Genomic DNA, 24,003 nt, shown 5'->3' with positions numbered 1-24,003 from the left:
TTATTTATTAATACGCTTTTAATTCATGAAGGAATTACTGCAAAAATTAAATGCACTTCAAATAGTGGTCACACTCAATGGAGACACACTTGATATCAAGGCGCCGAAAGGAGCCATGACCAAGGCTTTATTGATGGAACTTAAAGAGCATAAAGAAGCGCTTATTGCGTTTCTAAAAACGTATCAGGTTACACATTCAATTCCGAAAGCAGCAAAAAAGGAAGCATATGTGTTATCATCTTCGCAATACCGAATTTGGTTATTGCAAGAATTGGAAAAAAACAACACGGCGTACAATATGCCGAGTGCTTTTTCTATAGAAGGAAATCTTGATGCAACGCTTTTAGGAAAGGCATTTGGATTGTTAGTCGAGCGATACGAAATTTTGAGAACCAATTTTACATGGAGTTCAGAACTAAACGCGCCTTTACAAATTGTAAACGATGCCACAGCGCAACGATTTTCATACACGTACGCAGATATTGCCCATGAAGTTTCCAACGAATCCATTATAACACAAAAAATACAAGCTGAAGTCGCATACAATTTTGATCTTGAAAATGATCCTTTATTGCGTGTTACATTACTCAAAACTGCTGCAAATACATATGTTTTAGTATTTGTAGTACATCATATCATCAGTGATGGAGGTTCATCTGCAATTATAATGAATGATGTATTTGAATTCTATCGTGCATTGGTTGCGAAAAAAGAAATAGTGCAGCCAGCGCTAGAAATTCAATACAAAGATTATGCAGAATGGCAACAACAACAGTTGCAAACTCCAGCAATGGAAGCACACAAAATGTATTGGACGTCCATATTTAAAAACAATACAACGGCTGTTGAATTGCCAACGAGTTTTCCAAGACCTTCTATAAAAACGTACAACGGAAATTGTCTCTCTAAAAATATAGACATCCAAAGCTTTGAAAACATATGCAAAGCACAAGGAGCTACACTTTTTATGGGAATTACAGCCTTGCTAAATACGTTATTTTATAAATACACAGGAAGTACGCAGGCAACGATAGGAAGTCCTATAAGCAGTAGGACAGAAGCTGAATTGGAAACTCAAGTAGGTTTCTTTGTAAATACTTTTGGCGTACACACAAATTTTGCGGAAGAAGATACTTTTGTAGAATTGTTAGAACATGTAAAACTGAAAACGCTAGAAGCTTTTGAACATCAAGAGTATCCGTTTGATGCTTTGATCAATGATTTGGCAATTTCTGACAGATCGCGCAATCCGCTATTTGATGTCATCATTTCTATAGTAACACCAGAAACACAAACATTACAAAAAAATCAAGAACTAAACATTGCTGAAATCTCGCTTGGAGATGTAACGAGTAAGTTTGATTTGGAGTTTGTGTGGATTGTCAACGAAGCAACCACCGAAATTCGACTCACGTACAATACAGATTTATATACAGCAGATTTTATACATCAAATGCTTGGGCATTTAGAAACATTAGTACAACAAGTAGTACTGAATTCCAATGCGAGTTTGCAAGCATTACAATATCTATCGCCAAAAGAAATCGATAAAATTCGTTTTGAATTCAATTCTTCAATTCAGGAAACTGTTACGAACGATACGTATATCACTGCTTTTCACAAACAATTGCAAAATTTTGCGCAAGAAACTGCCATTATTGATAATAACATTACATGTACATATGCAGAACTCAATGAAGAAGCTACGAAACTAGCGCATTATTTGCATGCAAACTATAACGTAGCAGCAAAAGACTTTGTTGGTGTTCAGCTTCCAAAAAGCAAAGCATTATTATCAGCATTTTTGGCAATTCAAAAATTAGGTGCTGTATACGTGCCAATAGACCCAAATTATCCAAAAGAACGTACCGATTTTATTATTTCGGACAGTCAGGCTAAATGTATTATAGATAACAATTTAGTGGATGAATTCTTGGCAACAGGAAGTGATAATTTGGAAGAAATTGTGCCAGAAGTAAATACCCAAGATTTGGCGTATATGATATACACTTCGGGTTCTACGGGAACTCCAAAAGCGGTCATGGTTTCTCATGAAAACATACTCAATTTCTCGTCTTGGTATATGGATTATTATGAAGTATCGCCAAAAAGTAATGTGAGTATTTATGCCGGAATTACCTTTGATGCTTCTGTGATGGAAATCAGCTCTAACTTATTAGCAGGCGCGACATTTTTTCCTATTGAAGATGAAAATCTTCGTTTAGATATCAATAAGATTCATCATTTTTTACAAGATCATAAAATTACGCACAGTTTTTTCCCTACGGCAATTTGTAAAGAATTGGCTGTGCAAGAAAAAGAATTGCCAAACACAAAAGTACTTTCGGGTGGCGATAGTTTGAAACTCACCAAAGATCCAAACTTTTTACTGTATGACAATTATGGTCCTTCTGAATGTACTATTGTTTCTACCATAGCAGATGTAAGCAATGGCGATAGAAACACGATCGGGAAACCAATTCGCAATGCACAAATTTATATTCTGAATGCACAAAAAAACTTAGTGCCTATCGGCATTCCAGGAGAAATATACATTGCAGGAAAAGGTGTTTCCAAAGGATATTGGAATCGTCCAGAATTGACCAAAGAACGATTTATTGAAAATCCGTTTCAAAATGGAGAAAAAATATATGCTACGGGCGATTTAGGAAAATGGTTGCCCGATGGTAAAATTCTATTTTTAGGAAGAAAAGACAATCAAATACAATTGCGAGGCTATCGTGTAGAACTTGGAGAAGTGGAAACCGCAATAGCAACTTCGTTCAAACAAATTCAGCAAGTCACCGTATTAGAAAAACAAGGACAATTAGCAGCATATTTTACAAGTGAAGATGAACTTGATACTGAAATTATCAAAAAGACCTTGCAAAAAGCGTTGCCAGCGTATATGGTGCCAAGTTATTTTATGTGTTTAGAAACGCTGCCTTTAACTCCAAATGGAAAGGTTGATAGAACGTATTTGCAACAACTTTCAATAGCGAGCACACAAAATAAACCCTTAGTGGAAGCAAAAACAGCTACCGAAAAAGAACTTGTAAGCATTTGGAAAGAGTTACTCAATGTAGCAGAAGTAAGTGCTGAAGACGATTTCTTTGAACTTGGCGGACATAGCTTACAACTCATGAAACTGCTTGCGAAATACCAAGAAGTATTTCAAGTTTCACTAAATCTTTCAAGTCTGTATGAACATACACAACTTGTAAAACATGCAGCGTTGTTGAGTCTGCAAAAGCAACAAAACATCACAATTCCGCAATTAGAAGAACAAACTTATTACGATGTGTCTGCTACGCAATTACGTTATTGGTTGATAGACAAAGTCAAAGGAAAGTCAAAGGAATTTAATATTACAAATACCTTTACACTGCCCGAGAATATAGATGGAATTCTGTTAGAAAAAGCATTGTCAAAACTTGTGGAAAGACATGAAACACTTCGTACCACTTTTATAGACGTTTCTGGAATTCCCAAACAGCAAATTCATGAACCAAATCATGTAAAATTGCATCGTTCTGCTTCGGAAGCTGAGGCTATAGATTATGCTTTTGATCATATTTTTGATCTTACGCAGTATCCTTTGTTTAAAGTTTCTAGTACAGACACAAAACTATATTTCAATATTCATCATAGCATTTGCGATGGTTGGTCAGTTCACATCTTGTATCGAGATTTAATGAAACTATACGAGCAAGAAGCTACGCAAACCGTCTCAAACCTTCCATCATTGTCTATTCAATATAAAGAATATGCAGCATGGCAAAATGAACGCGAAAATACGGAAGAGTTTATCTATCAAAAGCAATATTGGGAAGAGCAATTAAAAGAACCGCGCGCATACCTACAATTGCCAACAGATTTTCCAGAAACGATACAATCCAAAGCATCCGTATGTAAAATTGTTATTGAAAAAGAAATACAACAAAAGATTATAGAAAATGCTGCTCAGCAAAATATCAGTACATTTACCATGTTTCTGGCAGCGTTTAAAATTTTAGTTTATAAGCTTACGTATGAAAATGATAGCATTGTAGGAATTCCTGTGGCGAATCGCAATCATTATCAAATCAATGATGTCGCAGGTTGTTTTTTAAATACGTTGATGTTGAGAGATACTATTGACGAACAATTGTCTCTCAAAGAATGGATGCAACAAGTACATGCAACACTTACGGAAGGATTGACACATCAAAGTTATCCGTTTGAAAATATCTTGGAAAACTTAGGAATCACGCAAAAAGATAAATTTCCTATAAGTCCCGTATTTCTGAATATGGTAGACTTTGGAGCAGCGAATGAAACCTTGGACATTACAGAAATGGAGTTTGAAACTACTGAGCTTCCGCCAAAGTTTGACTTAGAATGTTATGTAAAAAGCTTTACCAATGGTTATACAGTTGATTGTGTATATAACGATCAGCTTTTTTCAAAAGAAACCATTGCATTGTGGATGCATACTTATGTTGATATTCTAACGCAAATGGTGAGCGAAACTTCAAAAACGATCGCAGCAGTAACCGCTTTTGAAAATGTCCCACAATTCACACAAGAATTGCCACAACGTGCTTTTACACGTTTTGAAGCTGAAGAAATTGAGCAAACAGTTGCACAACGCTTTGAAAAACAAGCAGCATTATACGCAGATGCTATTGCTGTAACTGCGAACGATCAAAAATTTACCTATCAAACAATTAACAACTATGCGAATCAACTAGCTGAAAAAATTACAGCGCATGCGCAGCATACAGAAAGAATTGCCTTGCTAGTTTCTCATAACGAGAATACAGTAATAGGAATGTTAGGTGTTTTAAAATCAGGACACGCGTATGTGCCCATTGATTTAGAAAATCCAATACAACGGATTCAGTTCATCCTTGAAGATGCACAGTGTAATGTCATTGTTTATGATGCTGCTATAGAAGCTAAAGTTTTACAGCTAAAAGCGATACTTCCAGCATTAATCTTGATCAAATTGTCAGATACCATACAAAATGATCGCACTGTTGCAAACCCAATAAATACAAGTAACCCAACGGATGAAGCGTATGTATTATACACTTCTGGATCCACTGGAAATCCAAAAGGAGTTGTGCAAACGCAACGAAATATGCTGCATTACATTCGTATTTACACGAACAATGTAGCGATCTCCAATACAGACAACCTAAGTGTATTTTCTACCTATAGTTTTGATGCTTCTGTAAAAGATATTTATGGAGCAATTTTAAATGGAGCTACCGTAAGTTTTTATGCGATTCCAGAAAAAGGATTGGCAACTTTGGGAGATTGGCTTACTCAGGAAAAAGTATCTATCATTCACATGGTGCCAACAATCTACCGTTATTTTATAGCTACATTGCCAGAAAATAAAGTGTTAGAAACGGTACGTTTGATCGATTTAGGAGGAGAAGCGTCGTATGCATCAGATTTTGAAACCTTCAAAAAACACTTTCCAAAAGATGCTTTCTTAGTCAACGATTATGGACCTACGGAAGCCACAATTGTATCGCAGCACTTTTTGCAACATAGCTCCCAAATGCATAAAAGCAGTTTGCATTTAGGAAGTACTGTTGCAGAAACAGAAGTATTTATTGTAGATGCCACAGGAAAAGAAGCGGCGATGTATGAAGAAGGAGAAATTGTTTTTAAGAGCAAATATATCTCCAAAGGATATTTAAATCTAGCAGAAAAAACCAAAGCAGTATTTACACAAGATGCTGAAAATCCAGAGTTGTTTAGTTACCGTTCTGGAGATATCGGAAAACGTTTTCCTGATGGTACTATTGTTTATTTAGGAAGAAAAGATACGCAGGTAAAAATAAATGGATATCGTATTGAACTTTCTGAAATTGCTCTTCAAGTCTCGGAATTGGAAGACATTACCAAAGCAGAAGTGCTAGTGCAAACATGGGAAAATAAAGAATATATTACCTGTTATTACACAGGTCAACAAAAAGAAACACCTGTTTTCAAAATAGCTTTAAAAGATCGTTTGCCAGCGTATATGATACCATCAGTATATGTACAACTTACTTCTTTTCCCTTAACCAGAACTGGAAAAATTGATCGTAAAGCATTGCCTGCACTTACCGAAGATGTTGTAAAAACAGAAGCGTACAAAGCTCCTGAAAATGAAATACAACAAAGTCTGGTGAATATTTGGTCAACACAATTAAACGTTGCTTCTAAAAAACTAGGAATTTTAGACAATTTCTTTGAAATCGGAGGAAACAGTTTACAAGCTGTAACCATTATGAATACTATTAATAGAACATTTGATATTGCATTATCAATCGAAAACTTATACGAATCCCTTACCATACAAGATTTATCAAAAGTAATTCACTTTTCAACATTACAGCAACAACAAAGTGAAGATATCTCTGAAGATATGGATGAAATTATTTTATAAAAGACAACAATTTTGAAAAACGATTTATTAGAAAAACTTTTAGCGTTAAATATTCACCTTCGCAATGAAAATGGAGGTCTAAAAGTCAATGCTCCCAAAGGAACGTTGACCAAAGAATTGATTGCAGAAATTAATGAGCACAAAGCGTATCTTTTAAAGTTGTTATCAAGCAATATAAAAATACCCAAAGCGCCTTTTGCAGAAGATTACAGCGTAAGTCCAACACAATATTCCTTATGGTTTATTCACGAGCATTTGGGCGGCGATACAGCATATAATTTAACGGCTACACTTAAGATAGAAGGAGATTTAGACACCACTATTTTACAAAGTGCTTTTAAAAATGTGATTCAAAAACATGAATCGCTCCGTACACAATTTGTCATCAAAGAAGACGGGAATGTACGACAGCGAATTCTAGAAAATGAAGCTATTAATTTTGAATTAGAAAGTGAAGATTGTAGCCAGTTATCGAAAGACGCATTGCATCAAAAATTAGATGAAAAATACCAAACTCCTTTTCATCTAGAAAAAGATCTTTTAGTGAGAGCAAATGTATTTAAACTAGAAACGAAAGTTCATATACTATTGTTTGTCATGCATCATATTATCAGTGATGGTTGGTCGTTGCAGATTTTTACGAAAGAAGTTATTGAAGAATATCAGCAGCTATTATCTGGAAAAGAGTCTGTTAAGAAAAACTTGCCACTGCAATACAAAGATTACAGCGAATGGTTGAACAAGGAATTGAATGGTGAAGCGTACGATAAAAAGTTAGCTTTTTGGAAAGAACAATTTGAGACGCTTTCGCCCGTATTGAACTTAAGTGACAATCCGCGACCAAAAGTTCGTACCTATGCAGGAACATTATTGCATCATGATTTTTCTCCAGAATTTACACAACAACTAAATTCATTTACCAAAAAACACCAACTTACATTATTTATGGTGATTTTGGGCGGATTGAATGGTACGTTTTCCAAATATACCAATCAGTACGACATCACGCTAGGAACTACCGTTGCAGGAAGAGAACATCCCGATTTAGAAGATCAAATAGGTTTGTATTCCAATGCATTAGCCATTAGAACACAGTTTGAAAAAACACAATCTTTCATAGATTTTCTGAAAAATCAAAAGGAAACATTACTCAAAACATACGAGCATAAAGAATATCCGTTCAATAAACTATTGAATCAGCTCGTATTACCAAATGACGCTAGTAGATCTCCATTGTTTGACATCATGGTATTGTTGCAAAATCATCAAACCATGCATTTAGATACTCAGGATGAATTGCACAACCTGAAAATATCTGAATATGATGAGGTCGAAAAAGGAGTAAGTCAATTGGACATGAGTTTTGTGTTTATTGAACGAAATGATCAATTAACACTCAGTGTAGAATACAACACAGATATTTACAAAGCCGAATTCATACAGCAATTATTGCATTCTTTTGAAAAATTTGTAGCTGCAGGAATTGCCAATCCAAATACGCCGCTTCATTCCATTTCATTGGTTGATGCGACAGAAAAAGAAATGATTTGTGAGCAATTCAATCATAAAAATGAACCTTTACAACACGAAAAAACAGTTGTAGATTTTATTACAGAGAATGCAGTGAAATTTCCAGAAAAACTAGCATTAGTAAATACTGGAACACAAAAAAGTTATGCAGAGGTTGATATCATAAGCAATCAAATAGCACAGTATTTAGAAGAAGTACTGCATCTTAAAAAAGGTGATTTTGTCGGAATTGCAATGGATGGAAACAGTTGGTCAATTCTTACCATTTTGGGAGTGATGAAATTGGGCGCAACCTATATTCCGATAGATCCAAATTATCCGGAAGCAAGAAAAAAACACATAGAAAACGCAAGCAATTGTACCGTTGTCATTGATGAAACCATGCTACAAATGGTTCAAGAAAACATCGTAAACTACAGTGGTGAATATGTTTCAAAAGCAACACAAAATGGTGCTGCTTATATAATATTTACTTCAGGTTCTACAGGGAAACCAAAAGGAATTCCAATTACACATGCATCGCTTATCGATTATGTAAGCACCTTTGCTACGTACTTTGAAGTCAACGAATCGGACAGCGTTTTACAACAAGCAAGCATTGCCTTTGATACGTCTATTGAAGAAATATATCCAATTTTAATAAGTGGCGGAACATTGGTTTTTCATGAAGAAAAAGCAGACTTTCAAGCCATGTTTAACGCTTGTGAAAAGCATGGAATTACATTATTAAGTACAAATCCTTATGCGTTGCAATACCTGAATCAACATCATCAAGACTTTAATCTAAAGCTCAGAGTATTGATCAGTGGAGGCGATGCTTTACAAGTTGATTATATAGATGAATTGTACAGCAAAATTCCTGTGTACAATACTTACGGACCCACAGAAAGCACAGTATGTGCCACCTATTATAAAGTAGTAGGAAATGAACCTGTAATTCCTATTGGAAAGCCAATTAAAAACAGACAAGTATATGTACTCGATACGGAAACAACGGAGCTGCTTCCAGTTGGTTTTATTGGTGAATTATGTATTTCTGGAGCAGGATTGACGCAAGGATATTTGGGCAATGAAACACTGACGAAAGAAAAATTCATTCCGCATCCTTTTAAAGAAGGAGAAATGTTATACCGAACGGGTGACTTGGCAAAATGGCTTCCTGACGGGAATTTGGTTTTTGAAGGTAGAAAAGATACGCAAGTAAAACTCAGAGGATACAGAATAGAACTTGGGGAAATTGAAAATACGGCGCAAGAACTCGAAGGAATTACCCAAGCAGTAGCTTCTATACAAGAAGTAAATAATGAAGCTGCCATTGTTTTATATTGGTTACACACTGAAAATAGTCCTTCCAAAACGCAAATCCGAACAATTTTAGCAGAAAAATTGCCTTCATACATGTTGCCTTCGTACTATGTGGAATTGGAAAAACTGCCTATAAATGTTCACGGAAAAATAGATAGAAAATTACTGCCAGATTTCAAGGTAGCAGAAGGTTTGATAGCTACTGAATATATAGCACCTAGAAATGATGTTGAAGAAAAATTAGTCAACATATGGAAGCAAATACTAGGAGTAGAAAAAATAGGAGTAACGAATAGTTTCTTTGAATTAGGAGGTCATAGTTTATTGGCAATAACGCTCATAAATGAAATTAACAAAGAGTTTGAAGCAATTTCATTACAAATGAAAAATCTATTTGCCAGTAATACCATCGAAAGTATGGCACAACTCATTACAGTTACTGGAGGAGATGATGTAGCAATAGAAGGTGATTTTGAAGAATTTGTGATATAATGAAGAAATAATTGAAAAAATGAAATTATTTATAAAGCTTAATGATTTAGGAGTTCAACTTAATGTTGAAAATGGAGAGCTAAAAATCAAAGCTCCAAAAGGAGTGTTAACAGCTCCTATTATTACTGAAATTAAAGCGCATAAAAGTGATTTAATAACGTTGCTCTCAAGTTCAGATATGATGATTCCAAAAGCAGAAGAACAAAAGTCATATCCTTTGACATCTGCACAAAATCGCATGTGGATTTTACATCAACTACAAGGAAGTAGCGCCGCATATACGATTCCTAGATCATTTGAAATTTTGGGACCTTTAGAGCTAAGCTTATTAGAAGAAGCGTTTCAACAAATGATGGTGCGTCATGAAAGTTTGCGCACCTATTTTGAAGCTGAAACTGATCGTGAAATTCGACAATATATTGTACCTGTAGATTTCATTAACTTTTCTCTAGAAGTCATACAAACGGACGAAGTAGGAGCCAAGCAGATAATTTCAGATGTATATAATCATTCTTTCTCGCTACCGGAAACTCCTTTGTGGAAAGTGAACGTTTTTCAATTGACAGAAGAATGCCATGTGGTTTCGCTTATAATGCATCATATAATAAGTGATGGTTGGTCCATAGAAATCTTTATCAAAGAAGTCTTTCAAATATATACAAGTCTAAAAAATGGACAAGCTATCAATTTGCCAGAATTGATGATTCAATACAAAGATTATGCTGTTTGGAATGAAAAACAACGTTTAGATGCTTCATATAAAGAAGCTGCGGAATATTGGATGACTACATTTTCTGGAGAATTGCCAAAACTTGAAATGCCTAGTTTTGTGACTAGACCAAGTATTAAAACCTATAATGGAGGAACGATAAAGCATGATTTTTCTCCTGAATTGACCGTAGCCCTAGAAGAATTTGCCAAAAAAGAAGAGATTTCCTTCTTTATGTTATTATTAGCGAGCGTCAACATATTATGTTATAAGTACACAAATGCAACTGATATCATATTGGGAACACCTATGGTAAATAGGGACAATTCTTTGTTAGAAGCGCAAATAGGACTTTATTTAAACACTTTAGCGTTACGAACTAAATTTGAAGAAGACCAAACGGTTCAGGAATTATTGGCAATTCAAAAAAACAAATTACTCGAAGCACATACGCACAAAGCATATCCTTTTGATGAGTTAGTAGATGAACTAATGCTTGCACGCGATATATCTCGTTCTCCACTGTTTGATGTGATGGTAACTTTACACAATCAAGAAGAATTACGAGCTCAATCATCACAACAAATAGAGGACATTACGGTAAACTCATTTCAAATTTCAGATAAAAAAACAAGTCAACTAGATTATACTTTTGACTTTTTTAATGTTGGAAACTTACAATTACAACTAACCTATAATTCAGACATTTATGAAGCGTCTCAAGGACAACGCATAATGTTGCATTTAGAAAATATTTTAGGTGAAATGTTGGCTGATCCTTCACAAAAAATAAAAGATATTAGCTATTTGTCTGAAAGTGAAACTTCTAAGCTGTTATACGAGTTTAACGATACAGCATTTTCATACGATACAAACCAAACAATTATAAATCTATTTGAAGATGCCGTCACAAAAACTCCCGAAAAAATAGCATTGGTAAGTGGAGATACTGAATTGACGTATGCCGAATTACATAAAAAATCAAATCAACTAGCCAATCATATAAACACGCTTTCCAAAAACAAAGCACAAGTCATTGCCTTATGCGTTGATCGTTCTGTAGAAATGATCATTGGGATTTTGGGAATTTTAAAAAGCGGAAACCAATATTTACCTATTGATAGTTCGCATCCAGAAGAGCGTATTCAATACATCTTAAAAGATAGTCATACACAGTTGATATTGACCAAAAAGGATATTACTACATTCATAGATTTCAACAAAGAATGCACATTGGTATTTTTAGATGCTTCTGAAACTTGGAATTCAAACTCTGATGAAAATCCAACAACAATCACGACTAAAAATGCGTACGTAATTTATACGTCTGGTACAACAGGAAAACCTAAAGGTGTTGCCATATCGCATCAAAATTTAGTCAACTTTTTTATCGCATTAAATAATGAATTTGGCGAAGCGCTTCCAGAAGATACATGGCTCGCAGTGACCAATATTAGTTTTGATATTTCTATTCTTGAATTGTTGTGGACACTAACACGAAGCAATACGGTTGTCATTCAACCAGATCGTCCGATGGTCACAGAAACGATTGAAGAGATGGACTTTAGTTTATTCTACTTTGCAGCACAAGAAGCGGAATCTAATCAAAATAAATACAATTTATTATTACAAGGAGCCGAAATTGCAGATGCGTACAACTTTGCAGGAATTTGGGTGCCAGAACGACATTTCCATACGTTTGGTGATCCATATCCAAATCCGTCAATTGCAGCGGCGGCTGTAGCTGTAAAAACAGAAAAAGTAACCATACGCTCAGGAAGTGTGGTTTTGCCATTACACGACCCAATTAGAGTGGCAGAAGAATGGTCTATGGTAGATAATTTGTCCAATGGACGCGTTGAATTATCAATTGCTTCAGGATGGAATCCGAATGATTTTGTATTGGCTCCAAACAACTACGAAGATCGTCATAAAATCATGAGAGATCACATTCAAACCTTAACCAAACTGTGGAAAGGAGAATCGATCAAAAGAACGAATGGTCTTGGCAAAGAGATAGACATTCAATTGCATCCAAAACCAGTACAAGATGCACTTGAAATATGGATTACGGCAGCAGGAAGCATTGAAACATTTGAATATGCTGGAGAAATTGGTGCCAACATTTTAACGCACTTATTAGGACAAAACATAGAAGAATTAGAAGAAAAAATAACAGCATATCGCAAGGCTTTGGAAACTCATGGTTATGATCCTACAACGAAAAAAATAGCGTTAATGCTACATACGTTTGTGAGTCATGATGATGAATACGTTCGAAATACGGTAGAAGAACCATTTAAAAACTACCTAAGACATTCTGTAAACTTAATAAAACCGTTGGCAGAAGCTGCGAATTTGGATATCGAAAATGATATGGATACAATCATCAATATGGCTTTTGATCGTTACTATCATTCAAGCGGATTGTTTGGAACACCTACTTCTTGTATTCATAAAATAAAAAAAATAAAAGCAATTGGAGTTGACGAAATAGCGTGTTTAATAGACTATGGAATCGAAGAATCGATTGTATTAGAGAATCTAAAATATGTTTCAGAGTTAAACGAATCAATACAAAAGCAACAACGCAAATCCAATTACTTTGCAAAACGCTTAGAAACCAAATGGAGTATTCCTGAAATTATACAAAAGCATGGTGTAAATCAGTTACAAACCACACCTTCGCTGATGCAAGAAATCTTATTATCAGAAGGAGGAAAAGCGGCGTTGCAACAACTGAAAACACTATTGGTTGGAGGAGAAGCATTGCCAAAAGAATTGGTCAATACCTTGCTAGAATTACGACAAAAACCACTGTACAATATGTACGGTCCTACAGAAACTACAATTTGGTCTTCTTATAAAAAAATAGACACTGTAGATGCGGTAACTATCGGAAAACCTTTGGCAAATACATGTATTTATATACTCAATGAAACGCAGCAACTTTGCTCAATTGGTGTTGTTGGCGAACTCTGTATTGGTGGCGATGGCGTAGCGTTAGGCTATTTAGGTCGCGAAGATTTAAATGCAAAGAAATTTATAAACAATCCGTTTCCAACCAACGAACAATATCCTACACTCTACAAAACAGGAGACTTGGCGAGATGGTTGCCTAATGGCGAATTGGAATGTTTAGGTAGAATTGACGATCAGGTAAAAATCAATGGACATCGCATTGAAACTGCAGAAATTGAAAATATCCTGAATCAATTTTCAGGCATTACGCAAGCAGTAGTCGTATACAATAAAAAGATTCAAGATTTAGTAGTGTATTTGCTAGCGAATTCTATATATGATGAAAGTACGCTTCGCAATTATATGAGCGCAAAATTGCCTAATTATATGCTGCCAAATCATTACTATGAAGTAACAGAATTTCCATTGAATCAAAATGGAAAAATACGTAGAAACGTCTTGGCAGAACGTGAAATCACAACTTATATCACTACAAAATATGAAGCTCCAAGAAACGATTTGGATGCGCAAATTGTAGCCATATGGGAAGAAATATTAAGCCTATCTCAAATAGGAATCACACAAGAATTTTTTGAATTGGGCGGCAACTCTCTCAAAGGAATGTTTCTCATAAACAAAATTAACGAGCAATTTGGAATTGAATTAAATCTCTTAGATATGTTTTCGCATACGCAAATCAAAAGTCTATCCGATTTAGTGCAGCAACAACTAGACTCGATACAAAAAACCTACACCAATGAAATCATAATATAATTCCCCCAATTATTTACGATAACAATTGAAAACATGAAAGAGTTCTTACAAGAATTAAAAGAAAATGAAATTGATGTATCATTAGAAAATGAAAATCTAAAAGTACGTTTCAATACGCCTAGTTTACCTCCGGAGCTTGTAGCACGTCTTAAAGCACATAAAAGTGAACTAATTGCATATTTAAAAAATAATCAGGGAAATCAAGAAATCTCAATAATACCAGTATCCTCCGACGGATACGCACTATCATCATCTCAATACAGACTTTGGGTAGTGAGTCATTTTGAAGAAGCATCCATAGCATATAACATGCCTGCATATATTGCTTTAGAGCAACAATATGAAGTTGATGTGTTGATACAAGCAATCTATCAAGTGGTAGATAGACATGAAATTTTGCGAACCATTATCAAAGAAAATGAAGCAGGAGAAGCACGACAATGGATTTTAGATAGAGAAGCTTTGCAATTTTCGATCGTATGTGAAGATATGCGCGAAAAAGAAGATGCTTCAACGATCATTGATACATTCATCAATAAAGATATAATTACGCCTTTTAATTTATCAGAAGGGCCATTATTACGAATAAAATTATTCCGCTTGCAAGACGATGCGTATGCGTTATATGTCAACATGCATCATATCATTAGTGATGACATTTCGAAAGAAATATTAGTGAGCGAAATCATGGAATATTATGCTGCATTGCAAGAAAATAGAACGCCCAATGTTTCAGCACTTGGAATTCAATACAAAGATTTTGCAGCTTGGCAGCAACAGCAGAAATTAACGGAAACCTATAAAGCAGATCAGGCTTATTGGAAAGAAATTCTATCAGGAACTTTGCCTGTATTGAACTTTATCAATGGGAAAACACGTCCAAAATTAAAAACCTATCATGGAAGATCCATTGGCAAAATGCTCTCGGAAGAAAGCACAACGCAATTAAAACGGTTTGTTGAAGGGAATGGAAGTACTTTATTTGTGGGATTGCTATCTGTTTGGAAACTATTGTTTTACCGATATACGAAACAGGAAGATATCTTAGTAGGAATTCCAACATCTGGAAGAATACACAAATCACTGGAAAATCAAATAGGTTTTTATTTAAATGCCCTGGCTTTACGCACACAAGTTGCTCCAGAAGCTACGTTTCAAGAATTTGCTGCTACCGTAAAAAACAATGCTTTTACGGCTTACAAACATCAATCGTATCCATTTGATGATATTGTAAATGATATTGAGTATAACAGAGATATCAGTCGAAGTCCAATCTTTGATATTTTAATTGATTTTCACAGTACAGAATTATACCAAACGGATGTATTGAACGAACAAGGAATCTCAGGACAGCAGTATATAAAATACGATTTGGAATTTCATTTTGTAGAAACGCCGAAAAACATCATCATTCATACGAGTTACAATACAGATATCTATGAAGAAAATAGCATCCAACAATTCTTAGATCATTTTGAACACTTTGTAAAGCATCTTTCAACACATATACAGACCAAAATTGGAACGATCGATATTGTGACTACGAAAGAAAAACAGTTGCTTTTAGAAGAATTTGCTGGAGAAAAAACGACTGTAGAGATTCCAACGGATGTGATGAGTGCCTTTCAAACACAAGTCAATCAAACCCCGACAAACACTGCGGTAAAATTTGAAGATGCAACACTTAGCTACACAGAATTAGATGAACTTTCCAATGCATTGGCAAATCATTTAATAGCAGAATGTAACATTCAACAAAACGATGTCATTGCGATTCATTTAGATCACAATCATTGGGTTTCTGTAGCATTGCTAGGAATTTTAAAAGCTGGCGCTACGTTCATATGTATAGATCCGGAATTGCCAGAATCACGAAAAGAATTCATTATCAATAGTGCAGCGCCTGTATTGCTAATTTCAGAAATGAACTATATGTTTGATTGTGATTTCTTCTCTGAAACCATTTTGGCGATAGATGTAGAAATAGATGCTTTTGAAAACAAAACAAAGCTCACAACAGCAAGTGCAGATACTGCTTATTTAATTTACACATCAGGTTCTACAGGAACGCCGAAAGGAGTAGAAATTGGTCAAACAGCATTTATCAACTATTTGCAATGGGCAAAAAGATATTATGGAGATGATGAAGCCAAAAACTTTGGAGTATTTACAACTTTAGCTTTTGATCTTACCATTACGAGTTTGTTTTTACCAATACTTACTGGCGGAACCGTGACATTTTTTGATACGAAAAATCCAGTTGCAACAACGCTGAAACGTTATTTTGAAAGTGATATTTCATACATCAAATTAACACCAGCACACATATTATTATTGCAAGATATGAATGTGCAATCTGATTCATTACAACATGTTATTGTTGGTGGAGATGCTTTAGAAACCTATCATATTCAAATTTTACAAAAAATTAATTCGCAGTTGACTGTCTACAATGAATATGGTCCTACAGAAGCTACTGTTGGATGTATTGTGGACAAAGTAGCGCTCAATACGAATCATATTTCAATTGGAAAACCTATTGACAATACAAAAGTATACATACTCAACGATCACAAACAACTACAGCCTGTCAATGTTGCTGGAGAATTGTATATCGCTGGTTCTGGATTGGCTTTAGGATATAAAAATGACTCAGAACAGCAAAAAGAAAAATTCATTAAGAATCCTTTCAATGCAGATGAACGTGTATACAAAACGGGAGATATTGCAAAATGGACAACCGAGGGTACAATCACATATCTTGGAAGAGAAGACGATCAAGTTAAAATAAGAGGTTACCGTGTAGAACTTGGAGAAATTGAAAAGCAATTGCTCGAAAAACCTTCTGTTTCAGCAGTAAAACTAATAGTTGTAAAGAAAAACGATCAAAAAGTAATCTTTGGTTTTGTAGTATCTGACATCAAAGAAAATCTAGAAGACTTACGTTCGTATTTACTTCAAAAGCTTCCTGAATATATGGTGCCAAGTCGTTTCTTTCAATTAGAAACACTGCCATTAACTAGAAATGGAAAAATTGACAAAACCGCTTTATTAGATGCGTCAGATACACAAAGCATCAAAACCACGACCTATTTGGCTCCAGAAACGGAAGCTGAAAAAATAGTTGCCGCAATATGGCAGGAAGAATTACAATATGAAAATGTTGGTGTTCAGGATGACTTTTTTAGTCTTGGAGGCGATTCTATCTTAGCCATAAGAGTATTAAGTAAAATCAACGCACAACTAAAATCGAATTTTGGAGTAGCGGATTTGTTCGTACATGCAACCATCCAAAAGCTATTGGCGAACATTTCTACGGCAGCAACAAAAACTCCGAGAATCTCTCAAGCAGTCCTTGAAAACTTTGAAAAGTTAGTACAAGAACATCCAACAGCAGCACACTTAGAGGATATGTATCCGATGAGTGATATTGAAATAGGAATGAGCTATGCATACGAAATGCACAAAGGAGAAGGCGTATACCACGATCAATTTGTATACCCAATATTTATTTCAAACTTTGATCAAGCTATTTTCAAAAATGCGTTGGATTTAATGATTCAAAAGCACGATGTGTTGCGAACTTCATATGACATTCAATCCTTTGCTAAGCCAATGCGATTAATTCATAAAGAAATCACTCCAACACTTCAGTTTACGGATATCAGTGAAATATCCAGAAACGAACAAGAAGCGCATATTGAATCCTTTATGGAAACAGATCGCGAAAACTCTTTCTTTGATATCACCATTCCTGGAATTTGGAAAATGGATATCTTCAAAATTGACAAAGACGAACACTTCCTAGTATTTCAATTTCATCATGCCATTTTAGATGGTTGGAGTAGAGCATCTTTAATTACAGAGCTAAATAACACTTACTTTGAACTGCTTGAAAATACAGCATATGCACCAGAATTACTTTCAGACACGTACAAAGAATATGTTTTAGAACAAGAAACATTAAAATTAAACAATTCCGTACATGAATTCTGGAAAGAACAATTGGCAGATTACAAACGTTTGGAATGTTTTACACAAGAAAATGAGGTTGAAAACACGTCATTTTTTGTGGAAGGAGATTTGTATGCGCAATTGGTACAGTTTTCAGAAAAACACAATATTACCTTACGTAGCATAAGTTTTGCATTGTATGGATATACATTACAAAAACTAACATATCATACAGATATTTTAGCAGGAATAGTCACAAGTGCCAGACCACTTACCAAAGATGGTGATAAAATAATAGGATGCTTCCTGAATTCAGTTCCTGTGCGATTGCAGTCAAAAAACAATTCGCTAGTAGCATTTGTAAAAGAGATTGATAACTACTTGAAAGAAATCAAGCAATACGATAAAATAAGTCTTTCCGAACTATCAAATCGCTATGCAGAAGAATCTGAAGGAAATCCATTTTTTGATACGATATTTAACTATGTAGATTTTCATGTGTATGAAAAAGCACAATTTTCAAGTCAAGAACAACAGCAACAAGGATTAGGGATAGAAAGATTTGAACAGAATAATACCTATTTAGATCTGATTGTAAGTCCAATAGAAAACGGATTGTTCTTAGAGTGGAATCGATTTAGAACGATAACATCTGGATTGACAAACGCAGATCTTGTCGATATATATGTACAAGCAGTCAAAGATTTAGTAGCAGTAGATGCGGAAGAAAAAGCAAGATTCTCTACACTACATGATCCAAAAATTGCACATAAAATTCTAAATGAATTCAACAATACAGAAAGTGCGTATCCAGAAACGGAAACGGTAATTTCTTTGTTTGAAAAGCAAGTGCAAAAATCGCCTTCGGAAATAGCGTTGGTATACAAAAATACGGAGCTTACTTATGAGGAACTCAACAAAAAAGCGAATCAATTTGCACATTTTTTACGTTCCAAAGATGTAGCCTATAAAGACTGTATTGGTGTACAATTAGACAGAAATGACGAGACGATTATTTCGTTGTTAGGCATCTTAAAACTAGGCGCTACGTATGTACCTTTAGATATCAACTATCCAGCAGAACGTGTTGCATTTATCACAAGCGATTGTAATTGTAAGTTAACCGTTAATGAATCGTTATTAAACGAATTCTCAAAAGAAGAATATACAGATGAAGCGATTTCTCTGGCAGTAAAACCGAACGATTTAATCTATATAATTTTTACCTCAGGATCTACAGGGAAACCAAAAGGTGTCATGGTTACGCACCAAAATGTAATTGCTTCCATTCATGATATGGACAAACAATTGGGCTATGAAAACGCTACGGCTGTAGCTATTTCCTCTAACATTGTGTTTGATGTATCGGTCTTAGAAATTTTTGCTACGATTTGTTATGGTAAAAAAGCAGTTGTATTTGACTATGAAACGGTTTCGCATCCTACAAAATTCATCGAAAATTTAAAAAAGTATGAAGTTGAGGTTTTGCAACTAACACCTTCACGTTTAAAATTATTAGAAAAACCATTATTACAGCAAGAATTCAGTGCATTACAATTGCTAATTATAGGAGGAGAAGCATTCCCTGAACATATATTCAAACAAAAAGAAACCATCGGAATTCCTATGGTCAATGTGTATGGACCTACCGAAACTACGGTTTGGAGTACGTATAGTAAACTACACGAAAGCGAGCATGTTCATATTGGAAAACCGTTGTACAATTACGAAGTATATATTGTAAATGAGTTCAATCAATTACAAACAATTGGTGTTGCAGGTGAAATATGTATCTCAGGCGCAGGAACCACAAAAGGATATCTGAATCAAGAAGAACGCACGAAAAAAAGTTTTATCAAGCATCCATTCAAACCTGATACCATTCTATACAAAACAGGCGATTTAGGACGAAGATTGCCAGACGGAAACCTAGAGTTTATCGGACGTATTGACAATCAGGTGAAACTGAGAGGTCATCGAATTGAATTAGGCGAAATTGAGCAAGTATTACGCAATCATACCACAATTGAGGAAGTAGCTGTAGCTATCAAAACGGTCAATGAGGAAGCTGTTATGGTGGCGTATCTTGTCAGTGAACATGATATAAATACTACTGAAATTAGATCGTATATAGCTGGAAAGTTACCAGAATATATGATTCCATCACGATTTGTGACGTTGGACGAATTACCACTCAATACAAACGGTAAGTTAGATAGAAAGCAATTGCCAAATATAACAGCGGAAGATGTACAATCTACAAACTACAAAGAACCTACCACTGAAACAGAGAAGCAACTAGTGCAAATGTGGCAAGAACTCCTTGGAGTAAATACTGTTGGAATTGAAGACAGCTTTTTTGAACTAGGCGGAAATAGCTTGCAAGCGATGCAATTACTCGGATTAATTCACCAAGAATTTGATGTCCAAGTAGATTTAGGAAAGGTATTCGAAAAACCTACAATTGCAGTCATTGCGCTAGAAATAGATAATGTGATCTGGCAGAAAAATTACGATCACAACAAGAACACTAAAAAAATTACGATATAATCATGACGCAGATACATCTTTTAATAAAGCAGCTTCGCGAACAAGAAATCGGATTGCAGCTAAAAGAGAATGATTTGGAGCTTTCATTACCAGATCATGTAGATTTAGATGCGGACACTATCAATACACTCAAAAAGTATAAAGGAGAAATCATCAACTATCTAAAAAGTATTACAAATACTGGTTTTGATAGTATTGAAAAAACTCCCGAAAAAGACAAGTATCCCGTTACCTCTTCTCAACATAGATTTTGGGTGGTGAGTCAATTTGAAGGCGCTAATGATGCATATACAATCTCTAATGCTTTACGCTTAGAAGGAACGTTGAATACAGAACATTTAGAAACTGCTTTCAATACATTGTTGAAACGATATGAAAGTTTACGTTCTTACTTTAAAAGTGACCTTGATGGAAATGTATATCAATACATTGTACCTTTTGAAAAGATAGACTTTCAATTCGAAAAAGTAAAAACAAATACGGAAGCGGAAGAAGATAAAGCAGTTGCAAGTTTCTTTCAAACATCATTCAATCTAGCGCAAGCACCTTTACTGAATGCAAAACTGATTCAAACCGCAGAAAAGCAATACATCTTGCTATTTAAAATTCACCACATTATTGGTGATGGCTGGTCCATGCAAGTAATGACCAATGAAATTATGCAGTTGTACAATCAACTAAATACTCATGAATCTGCAACGCTTCCAGAATTAAAAATTCAATACAAAGACTATGTTGCTTGGACCTTAAGTGAGAAAAAACAAAAACAACTAGCAGATCAGGAATCCTATTGGTTGCGTCAATTTGCAGAAGAACCTTCGGTATTGCAATTGCCATCTTCTAAAGTAAGACCGTTGGTAAAAACCTTTGAAGGTGCTACGCATGAATATATATTTTCGGAAGAACTCCATAAAAGCTTGCAAAGCTTCACAAAAACATCAGGATATACCTTATTTATGGTGTTAATGTCTGGCTTAAAAGGACTATTTCACAGATATACAGGAAATACAGACATTACGCTGGGAATTCCGATTGCAGGAAGAGAACATCCCGAAGTGCAAAATCAAATCGGACTGTTCATAAATACCTTAGCAATACGTACACAATTGCAAGGAGAAATGTCTTTTGAAGAAATTTTAGCACTAGAAAAAGACCAACTTGTTGGTGCGTATGCCAATCAAGAATATCCATTTGATAGCATTTTAGAAAAAGTTCAATTTACTAGAGATGCATCACGTTCGCCACTATTTGACATCATGGTTGTGTTGCAAAATCAAGAACAACAAGCAGATTCAGCAGCAACAACAACAACGGAATTAGAGATGCTTCCGTATGAGAAAAATGTTAGAGATGTAAGTCAGTTTGATATGACATTTTCATTCCAAGAAATAGAAAATGCCATACTCTTAACGGTAGAGTATAACAAAGATATCTATGAACAAAAATTTGTAGATACTCTTGTTGCTAACTTCCAACGTTTTATCAAAGCTGGATTGGCAAATCCTACTCAAAAATTAGGCAACATACCATTTCTCGCTAAAGAAGAAGAAGATTGTATCCTAAATGAATATTCAAAAGGAAAATCAATAACGTTTGGTACAGGAAATATACGAACGCTATTTCAGCAGCAAGTAGCAAAAAATCCAAACGCGAACGCTTTGGTGTATGGTGATAGACAGATTAGTTATGAAGAATTGGATGCATTGTCCAATCAATTAGCACATTATCTATCAGAAACACAACAAGTTCAAAAAGGTGATTTTATAGCTATTTTACTTCCGCAAAGCGAATGGATTATCATTTCCATGATAGCGATACTAAAAGCAGGAGCAGCTTATGTTCCTATTGATATAACGTATCCAACATCTCGAAAAGAATACATTATTTCCGATAGTCAATGTAAAATAACTATCGATGAAGAATTGTTGCTTGATTTTCAGCAAAAAGAATATTCGGCTACAAGTCTAGAAATAGAAATTACTTCCGAAGACATCTCGTATATTATCTATACATCGGGATCCACAGGAAAGCCAAAAGGAGTATTGATAACGCATGGCGGATTATACCATTCGACCACAGCACGTAATGAAGTATACGGTCCGTGTAAAGCATTTTTGCTCTTATCATCGGTTGGTTTTGATAGCTCTGTAGCAGGACTTTACGGAACAATTTGTTTTGGAGGAACGTTACATATACTAGACAAGGAAGCGATAAAAAATATCAACTATGTAGCGACATATATTGAAGAAAATAAGATAGATCGCTTTTTAGGAATTCCTTCTTATGTGCGATTAATTACAGAACTTTTTCCATCATTTCCAGTTGCTGTACGAGATATTATTGTGGCAGGAGAAAAATCTGAAACGAGTTTTATTGAAAGCTTATTGGCGAAAGATACGCATGACAAACTCAGGGTATTCAACGAATATGGACCAACGGAAGGAACGGTTTGGAGTACGTATCAACAATACTCAAAAGGCGATATTGTGGCAGATACGATTGGCCGCCCAATCCCGAATGTAAGTTGTTATATCCTAAGCGATCATTTATCAGTACAACCTATCGGCGTTATTGGAGAATTGTGTATTTCAGGTTCTGGTTTGGCACGCGGTTATTTAGGTCGTCCAGAATTGACAGCTTCAAAATTCATTGACAATCCTTATGAAAAAGGAGAACGCTTATATGTCACGGGCGATTTAGCTCGTTGGCGCAGTGATGGCAGTATTGAGTTTATCGGAAGAAAAGATTCACAAATCAAGCTCAACGGATATCGTATTGAATTAGGCGAGATTCAACACCAAGTTCTATCCTATGAAGGTGTCGAAAAAGCTCTAGTTGTCTTAGATACATCACATTCAAGTTTGGTATGTTATGTCGTTTTATCTGAAGGAAATGAAGTAGCAGCTTTGCGAACGTATTTAGCAAGCGTGTTACCAAGTTATATGTTGCCAGGTCATTTCATTACGATGGAATCTTTTCCACTAACATCTAATGGAAAGATTGACAAAACGAATCTACCAAGTATAGACCAAGAAGTTGCCACAAAACAAAGTTATGTTGCACCAGAAACGAATCAGGAAAAAATACTATCTGAAATTTGGACTGCTGTGTTAGGCATTTCTCAAATAGGAAAACACAGTGATTTTTATCATTTAGGAGGTGATTCTATCAAGTCGATTCAAGTGGTTTCACGCTTAAAACAACAAGGTTATGGACTTCGCGTAGGTGATATTCTTCGCTATCCAATTCTGGAAGATTTAGCGCCGTTACTTACTTCGAGCACTTTAACGCACGATCA

The 24,003-nt window shown here is 35.1% G+C and carries 5 protein-coding genes; all 5 read left to right on the top strand.

The annotated features are described in order from the left end of the window. The first annotated feature begins 25 nt into the window (after positions 1–25). Positions 26–6,430 (top strand): non-ribosomal peptide synthetase, encoded by a 6,405-nt coding sequence (locus tag Q0845_RS06200; protein ID WP_298510756.1) that lies wholly within the window; start codon positions 26–28, stop codon positions 6,428–6,430. 12 nt (positions 6,431–6,442) lie between these two features. Further along, complete coding sequence (locus tag Q0845_RS06195) at positions 6,443–9,757, top strand: amino acid adenylation domain-containing protein (protein WP_298510753.1); 3,315 nt, start codon at positions 6,443–6,445, stop codon at positions 9,755–9,757. A gap of 19 nt (positions 9,758–9,776) precedes the next feature. Then, positions 9,777–14,201: a MupA/Atu3671 family FMN-dependent luciferase-like monooxygenase gene (locus tag Q0845_RS06190; protein ID WP_298510750.1), complete on the top strand. Its 4,425-nt coding sequence runs from the start codon at positions 9,777–9,779 to the stop codon at positions 14,199–14,201. 33 nt (positions 14,202–14,234) lie between these two features. Beyond that, positions 14,235–20,705 (top strand): non-ribosomal peptide synthetase, encoded by a 6,471-nt coding sequence (locus tag Q0845_RS06185; RefSeq protein WP_298510748.1) that lies wholly within the window; start codon positions 14,235–14,237, stop codon positions 20,703–20,705. Between the two features lie 2 nt (positions 20,706–20,707). Beyond that, positions 20,708–24,003 (top strand): amino acid adenylation domain-containing protein (locus Q0845_RS06180; RefSeq protein ID WP_298510745.1); only part of this gene is annotated, 3,296 nt, incomplete at its 3' end.

The organism is uncultured Kordia sp. (assembly GCF_947489565.1).
GTDB lineage: Bacteria > Bacteroidota > Bacteroidia > Flavobacteriales > Flavobacteriaceae > Kordia.
This window is presented reverse-complemented; position numbering and strand designations above follow the sequence as displayed.

Coding starts and splice junctions, on each gene's coding strand:
- Q0845_RS06200 (WP_298510756.1), top strand. CDS start 26: ATGAAGGAATTACTGCAAAAATTAAATGCACTTCAAATAGTGGTCACA.
- Q0845_RS06190 (WP_298510750.1), top strand. CDS start 9,777: ATGAAATTATTTATAAAGCTTAATGATTTAGGAGTTCAACTTAATGTT.
- Q0845_RS06185 (WP_298510748.1), top strand. CDS start 14,235: ATGAAAGAGTTCTTACAAGAATTAAAAGAAAATGAAATTGATGTATCA.